Raw genomic sequence first — 7,548 nt, 5'->3', positions numbered from 1 at the left:
TAGTTGTGTTAGCTGCTCTTAGACACAGAGCGGTTTTTTGCAAAATGTCGATGATCACTCGTGGGCTCAAAATCAACGGTGATGCAGCGAAAGGTAAACTTGATGGCGGAAAGCAGTTCGACTTGTCGGGAACTGTATTTGATTTACAGTGCCCTCTGGGCATCGAAACATTCGCGGGGACCGCAACGTTTGAGGATGTCACCGTCCAAGGCGATGGAACCCGCCACGTGTCAATTGATGATGTTGGCATCCATGTTGTCGGTACGCGGTCTTGCCGTACGGCAGACCTCGTTGAACTATTCACGGCTACCGTCGACACTCGGGTTCCCGGTCCCTCGATAGGAGGAATGCTCGATAATGATCGCACCGGACACGTGGTGAGGGACTAGCACGGCATTCTGGAGGCCGAGTAATCGCGCAACTGCCTACGCTCCAGCAGTGGTGTCGCGATAAGTCTTACAACGACACCGGTTTGACTCGCTGAAATCGTATTAGACGATTTCGGGTGCGACACGTGCCGCCGTCCGCCGGATGTAGATCGGCAGCTTAGCGGATGGCAACGCTCTTATCTGCATTGTCACATTCAGTAACCTGAACACCGAAGATTGAAGCCTTGACCTGTTGTACGACCAGCAGCTGCCTACCCGGACGTGTGCGTGGAATATTTCGTTCTCACCGTACGTTCTCCCCGTCGACTCTTTGATCCCGTCAACGCAAGCCGGATGTCGCGAAGTCCAGAGACCCAACACATCACACGGCACCTTAACGCGATTGGTTTCCTGTGCGGCCACATCCAAACAGCAGCCGTTCTCGTGCGCGAGGGGCGGCTATCTCGAGCAAGATGGCTTCACTTCGCGGATGTTCACGATGACTGGCGAGGGTATCATTCGCATCGCGCATCGCGCGCATTTCACCGGGGCATCGTCGCCGCCCCAGACTGAAAATCGAGCAGCAGGCGGCTCGTACCAGTTCGAATGAAAGACACGAAAGATCTCTCTTTGCTGAAGTCAGCCCCCGGCGGTGGTGAAGGCGACGGAACGTGCGCGAAGTTGAATTGGCCGCGTGCCGATTTCGTGCGCCCACGCTGACAACCGTCGATCTAGCCGCGATGAGCGGCAGGTGAGTTTGTGATGAAGCGCGAGTGTCGCGTACGCGCGGGCGAAACCTGCGGACTGAGGCTGCAAAGGCTGCTGCGCGGAGCCCTACGTCAATCGGGGAGCGGCGAGGATGTCCCCACCGGCCCCGCATCTGCACATTCCGACGTTGGTGTGGTGCTTAGCCCAGGTCGAGGCGAACCTTCACGCGGATGGTGCGCTTGAAGTTGGTGTCGTGCCAGCCGCGCACCTCGATGTCGAATTGACCTTTGTACACGCCGTGTTTGCCCGCGAACTCAGGATTGTCCAGGGGATCGTATTTGAGAATGAGTCGGCTGGTGCGCATCTCCTCTTCACTGCGCAGGCTCCCGGAGCCGATCTCGACTGCGTTATTCATCGGCGTATATCGCTCGGGTCCCATACCATTGTCACGGAAAGCTCGCAGGATCACCGGAAAGCCAATTCTCGTTTCCTCTCTGATGACGTGCATCACGATCCGACTCGCCTCACCATCGTGACCGCCTTCCCAGACTATGTTGGTGGGACCTTGGGCAAGAATCTGCGGAGGGACGGTGAAAGCTACGCTGCCCTTTTTTGCGTCAGTTGCGATGTCCGGCGACACCACCATCGGTTGCGCGTTCGTCAGGATGTAGTGGCTATCTGACAGAAAACGGGCCTGAGGAAATACGGTTTTGATCCAGTCCGCATAGCGCGAAATGCGCGGGCCGACCGAGCGAGCCTGGAACGGACTACCCTTGACTGCCTTCGCATTGGCTGTAGTCGAGGCGACGGCCACGATCGTGTCGTAGCCGACCTGCCGCTGCCACCATGGCGCACCTCCATCTTGCTTCGCCGTTCGCGCCCACAACGCTCCACCCGCTACGGGATTGAAGCCAGCTTCTACGCCGTGATCGTTTTCGAGGAGGCGACTGAGGATGGACGAGCCGACCATTCGACGCGAGAGGACATCTGGAGCGCTGAATTTTCCGTGGCATCCCGGCGTTCCTGTACCCCACAGGCCGTAGCCTACGAACGTGACCGGTACGTCGGTCTCGGTGTTGCCGTCGTACAGAACGGGAGGCTGAATGGGCGTTTTGTGGTCCGTCCCGAGGATCGACGCGTGCTTGGGCAACTTCACGAGGGCAAGATCCGTTGAAAGACGGCCTAGTTTGGCGGCGGCTGGGTCCAGCCGTTGAAACGGTCTAATGATTTCCCCCTCGCCACCGGCTACTTCAGTGCCGGACCAGTCGGTAAACGTTGCGGTGTATGGTTGGGTGGCCGTGTCAATCGTTTGAGGCTCTCCATAGTCGACGCAATGTGCAGCCGCAAGGAAGTACGACCATTTGCCGTCGGGTGTATCGCCGATCCACGTTGCAGTGCAATGGTTCCACAGATAACCGACCGCAAGAAATTGTGGCTCAAGGCTTTGTTTCTGCAGCGCCGCCATGGCGTGGCCTGCGGTACCGGGGATGTCAAAGCCGTTGCCGCCGAGGCGGACGAACTCGTCGTCGCTAATGACAATCGCGTGGGTCGTAGAAACATACGCCGCCACGGCGAGACCGAGGACACCACGAACAAACGCGTTGGTTTGCATGGGAGTAGGTGAAGGTGAGGAAGGGCTACAGACGATGAAGGAGAGCCCGACACGGGTCTCTTAGAAAACGTCCACGGTGTGCCCAGTCCGCCGCACTGGCTGCCGAAGCGTCGCAGCTGTTTCGGTTCGCTGATCACTCATTCCGGGAACGTGATCACCCGTTTCGGCAAGATGATCGCTCGTTTCGGAAACCGGTGATCAGCGATCACCTTCGACCGAAACGGCCGATCACCATCAATCGGAACCACCGATCACGTTCAACCGAAATCGCTGATCACGTTCGCCGAAATACGCACTATACGGTCGGCTATATCGCGATCGATACGACCGGCATGGGGCAGGGCGTCTATCAGCTGGTGCGCAAGTTCTATCCCGGCGCGGTCGCGTTGAACTACTCGCCCGAAGTCAAGACGCGTCTGGTGCTCAAGGGGCAATCGGTGATCCGCAATGCCCGGCTGCAGTTCGACGCGGGCTGCACGGACCTGGCCGCGTCCTTCATGGCGATCAAACAGACGATGACGGCGAGCGGCCGGCAAGCGACCTACACCGCCGATCGCAACGACGAGACGGGTCATGCGGATCTCGCGTGGGCGTGCCTGCATGCGATTGATCGCGAGCCGCTCGCCGGTGGCGACATCCACGCATCCTCTTTTACGGAGTTCTACTCGTGAGCAAGCGTATCAACGAGCGCATGAGCAAGCGCGAGGGCGCGCAACGGCCGCGCGCCGAAGTCTTCACCTTCGACGATCCGACGCCGGTCATGAACCGTGCCGAGATACTCGACTACATCGAGTGCTGGTCGAACGGCGAGTGGTTCGAGCCGCCGGTGAGCTTCGCGGGCCTGGCGAAATCGTTTCGTGCGAGCACCCACCATAGCTCGGCGCTGTACTTCAAGGCCAATGTGCTGGCCTCGACCTTCCGGCCGCACCGGTGGCTGTCGCGCCAGGCGTTCGAGCGCTGGGCGCTGGATTTTTTAATATTTGGGAACGGCTACCTGGAGCGCCGGCGAAACCGGCTCGGCGACACGCTGCGCCTCGAGCCGGCCTTGGCGAAGTACACGCGACGCAAGGCGGATCTGAGCGGCTTCGTGTATGTGAACGGCTGGCAGCGCAGTGGTCATCGCGTGCACGCGTTCGAGCCGGACAGCGTGTTCCAGCTGATGCGACCGGACATCAACCAGGAGGTGTATGGGTTGCCGGAATACTTGAGCTCGCTGCACTCGGCATGGCTGAACGAATCGTCGACGCTGTTTCGGCGCAAGTACTACGAGAACGGCAGCCATGCGGGTTTCATCCTGTACATGACGGACGCGGCGCAGAAGCAGGAGGACGTGGACAACATGCGTGATGCGCTGAAGCAGGCGAAGGGGCCGGGCAACTTCCGCAACGTGTTCATGTACGCGCCGAACGGCAAGAAGGACGGCATCCAACTCATTCCGGTGTCCGAGGTGTCGGCGAAGGACGAGTTCTTCAATATCAAGAACGTGACGCGTGACGACCTGCTTGCTGCGCATCGGGTGCCGCCGCAATTGCTCGGCATTGTGCCGGGCAACACGGGCGGGTTCGGTACGCCCGATACGGCTGCGCGTGTGTTTGGACGCAACGAAATCCAGCCGCTGCAGGCGCGCTTTGCTGAACTGAACGAGTGGCTGGGCGAGGCGGTCGTGCAGTTCGACGACTACGAGATTCCGCCGGCGCCGGTAGCCACGTGAGCGGGTCATGGTGACCCGCGCCGAAGATCGTCGGCTTTCGCACTTGGGCGATTCTGTCTCGTGAAAAGAAAGCAATTTGTCGAATCTCGAAGATTCTAAAAGATCGAGGTCGCAAATTTGAAAACGTACTATGCTCGATCGCGCAAGTGTGATTTCTCGCACAGTAGTATTTTGCTCGCTTGGCGCGGGCATTCTTTTGCGCGCTAAGTGGCCAGCTTGATCGTCCTCCAGGCCCCTCCAAAAAACCTCCCTGCGAGGGGCCTTTGGGTCCGCCTTCGGGCGGGCTTTTTTCCGTCCGTATTCGTTTTAATGGCAAAGAGAACTTCATCCGGATCATTCCGGTGAGGGTCCAACTAAACGAGCTGCTCGTCGACGAGGAGCAGAGTGCAGCGATTAGGAAATGCCGCCGGCCAGTGACGGTGAACGCAAAGAAAACCGGCGGCAAGTCCTCTGGGTGCAGTCAGTGGGATGGATGCTGTTGCGAAGTCGATTGCGCGGGGGCCCGGGCGCTTCGTGCCTGTTCTAGTTGTTGCTCGACTTGACGGAGAATCTCACTATGCGAAAGACCTGGCTGCAAGCGCGCTGCGATTCTGATGCGCTCCTTGCCATTTGGTGATAAGGCGAGCTTGACTAGAGTCTCGGGAGGGATTCTCGCAGCACGTAGTGCTTCGCTATAGTACGCCAGACACTCGATGCTCAGGCATCCCCCCCTGCGCGCCGCGATCAAGACAACGTCAGCTCTGGAAAGGCCAAGGCCAGGCCGATTTTCTGGCGGCCCCTTGGGATCATTCGTAGGCGGGTTACACAGGTCGGGATGTTTCGTTTGCACACTTGCCAGCGTTCGCAGGGCGTCAAAAGTGGCCAACCGCGTGATCTCCGGACGCTCATAACCGAGATCAATGAGTGCCTGATGGCGTTGAAATACCGGATAAATATCCGTTACCCGGGTATTGCCGCTGGCCATCGTTGCGGCTTGTTGGGTCGTGTATCCCAGCGCCTTGAATTCCGGGTGATACAGCAGCATGGTTTCAAAAGCGTCCTGGTACGAGCGGCGTGTGCCAATCTTGTTGAGTATTTCATCCGGATATCCGAGGACGCGGAGCTCGTCGAGGGCGGGACTCCACGGCGCAGGCGGCAAGGATTGAGCTTTCCCGAGGCGGATGCTGGGCTTGGTGGAGTCGGGCGCATAGCCGTGCGCTGCGAACATCGCGGACTTGATCCAATCCTCGAATGCGCTCGGTCGTTTGAGTTCCCTTGCTTTTGCCACGACTTCGTCTTGCGACAGGCCTAGACCGGCACGCATGCCTGAATCCGGGGCAGGCTGCTGTGGACTGGTCAAGGCGCGGTGGTACCAACAAATGGCATGGCACAGTCCAAGCGTGTATTTCAGGGCGGCGAGTTCTGCAATCTGCTGGCAAGTGTAGCGTCGCTCCTGCAGTTGTGTATGGTGCCGCCGCACAACTTCAAGTCCCTTTTCGAAGCCCTCACTATTGTCAATTAATCGGATCTGGTCATCCGTATATCCCCAGGAAAGCAACTGCTGTCGTGCCCGACTTGTTATGTATTTGTAATTGATAAAATCGTCCGCCGTCGTGTTCGGCCTTGCAGCCGCTCCGTGCTCCAGCTGCTGTCTTATGGTCGCGTCGGCACGGGCCGGCATCATGCCGGCCGGGGGCAATGAATGCGCGATCGTCGGTACGACAAGATGATGTTGTGCTGGCCAGTCGCGAACCGGCTCCTGAATGCGGGGAGCCGGATTGGGCCATGGCCCCGATGCCGCCGTCCAGGATGGATGATTCGCGACAGATGCGTCAGTAAGCGGTTGCCATTCATTGCCATACGCCTGCAACGGTTGAGTGGCCGCGCTTGCCGGCAATGCCGCTGGCCGGAAAGGCTGAGGCCACGCGCCGGCCACATCCGCGAACGCATGTGTGTTTGTAGCGTCTTCCGTCGGGATTGTTCCTACCGCTGGAAATCCCACCTGTCCCGTCCCACTCGCAACGCTCACCGGTTGTGCGAACGACTCGAGTGGATTAAATACGTTTGACGTGAAACCCGATTGAAGCTCGGATACGGTGCCCTCCGGCCACTGCGGCGCGGGGGCGCCTGCGGAAAAATCGCTGGCAATCCATGTCGCCGGAGATTCACTAACGTGGAACTGGCTCGATTCAAACGTTCCCGTCGTGTATTGCGCCTGGCCAGTTGACCAGTGCGGCGGGAATGATGGTGGATCGGCATACGGAAATCTAAGGGTATTGACGTCGGGATCGCTTTGCGTCGGACCCAGCAAAGGTAGTCCGTCGCGCCCGGTGCCAGTGATGACGGTCGCAGACTCGAGCGCTTCAAGCGAGTCAAAGCCGTCGAATTCCAGCCCCGCATCGATCTCCGGTGCATCAGGCGCTAGGGAGAGTCGGGCGTTGTCTACGTGCCCGACCGCTGCGTTGGCGCCGGACCATGAAGGAAGGAACTCGCTGGGTGAAGGCGCGAAGGTGTCCGCGGCACGGAATGGCGCGCCGCTTTCCACGTAGCCTAGTGCAGGGTTCGTGAGTGCCGAGCTTCCGTCATACTGAACGGCCGGTGCGGCGCCGGAGGGAGGACCGATCGGCCGTTCATACCATGGCGGCCCCGCCATGATCAGGTTCGTGTACTGCGTCACCGCTGGGTGATCCCGAGGCAACCCAGTAATGTCTTGTATCAATGTCTGGATGACTGCCCGTTCAATGCTGGAACCATCGGCGGGCGGAATAAGGTTGCCCCATCCATCATGCCTCAATGCCACGAAGTTCGAGCCATTCTCCGCTAATTCCCTCCCGTAGTCGTTTGCCCACATCAGGATGGGTTTGGGGTGCAGTTGTGGATTCCCAGTGACCTGGGCGATGCGATGGTTTGCGAGCCGCCGGAATATCTCGTTCTCACCATACGTTCGCTCCACCAGTTCTCTGATCGCATCACCGCAGGCCCGGTCTCCCGAAGTCCAGAGACTCAGCACGTCACCCAGCATATGAACGCAATTGGTTTCCTGTGCGACCGCATCCAGCAGTAGCCGTTCTGGTGCCGGACGGGCCGCTATCTCGAGCAGGATGGCTTTACTTCGCGGATGCTCGCGATAACCGGCGAGGGCATCATTCGTCGGCCCTGCAAAATCATGA

General features: G+C 59.1%; 4 protein-coding genes and 1 pseudogene. 3 read left to right on the top strand and 2 right to left on the bottom strand.

Features of this window, described 5'->3' with window-relative positions; all coding sequences use genetic code 11:
- The coding region (locus C7H84_RS36975) for a hypothetical protein (RefSeq protein ID WP_205611489.1) at positions 1–389 on the top strand (389 nt) is incomplete at its 5' end.
- A gap of 886 nt (positions 390–1,275) precedes the next feature.
- Here the strand turns inward: C7H84_RS36975 and C7H84_RS33515 are convergent.
- Positions 1,276–2,688 carry a hypothetical protein gene (locus C7H84_RS33515; protein ID WP_162999458.1) on the bottom strand — a complete coding sequence of 471 codons (1,413 nt, stop codon included), beginning with the start codon at positions 2,686–2,688 and terminating at the stop codon, positions 1,276–1,278.
- Between the two features lie 269 nt (positions 2,689–2,957).
- On the opposite strand from C7H84_RS33515, the pseudogene C7H84_RS33510 reads away from it, so the two are divergent.
- Together C7H84_RS33510 and C7H84_RS33505 are read left to right on the top strand one after the other, a co-directional pair.
- Positions 2,958–3,359: pseudogene (locus C7H84_RS33510) on the top strand (terminase); the annotation flags it as partial.
- Positions 3,356–4,399: a phage portal protein gene (locus tag C7H84_RS33505; protein WP_276208441.1), complete on the top strand. Its 1,044-nt coding sequence runs from the start codon at positions 3,356–3,358 to the stop codon at positions 4,397–4,399. The pseudogene C7H84_RS33510 and the gene C7H84_RS33505, both read left to right, overlap by 4 nt.
- A 460-nt stretch (positions 4,400–4,859) precedes the next feature.
- On the opposite strand, the gene C7H84_RS36725 is transcribed toward C7H84_RS33505, so the two are convergent.
- A partial coding sequence (locus tag C7H84_RS36725; protein WP_162999457.1) for a hypothetical protein occupies positions 4,860–7,548 on the bottom strand: 2,689 nt, incomplete at its 5' end.

Origin of the sequence: Burkholderia sp. Nafp2/4-1b (assembly GCF_003635165.1) — a bacterium.
Taxonomy (GTDB): Bacteria; Pseudomonadota; Gammaproteobacteria; order Burkholderiales; family Burkholderiaceae; genus Burkholderia.
The sequence above is the reverse complement of the archived record's forward strand: the minus strand, read 5'-3'. Positions and strand labels throughout refer to the sequence as shown.

Coding starts and splice junctions, on each gene's coding strand:
- C7H84_RS33515 (WP_162999458.1), bottom strand. CDS start 2,688: ATGCAAACCAACGCGTTTGTTCGTGGTGTCCTCGGTCTCGCCGTGGCG.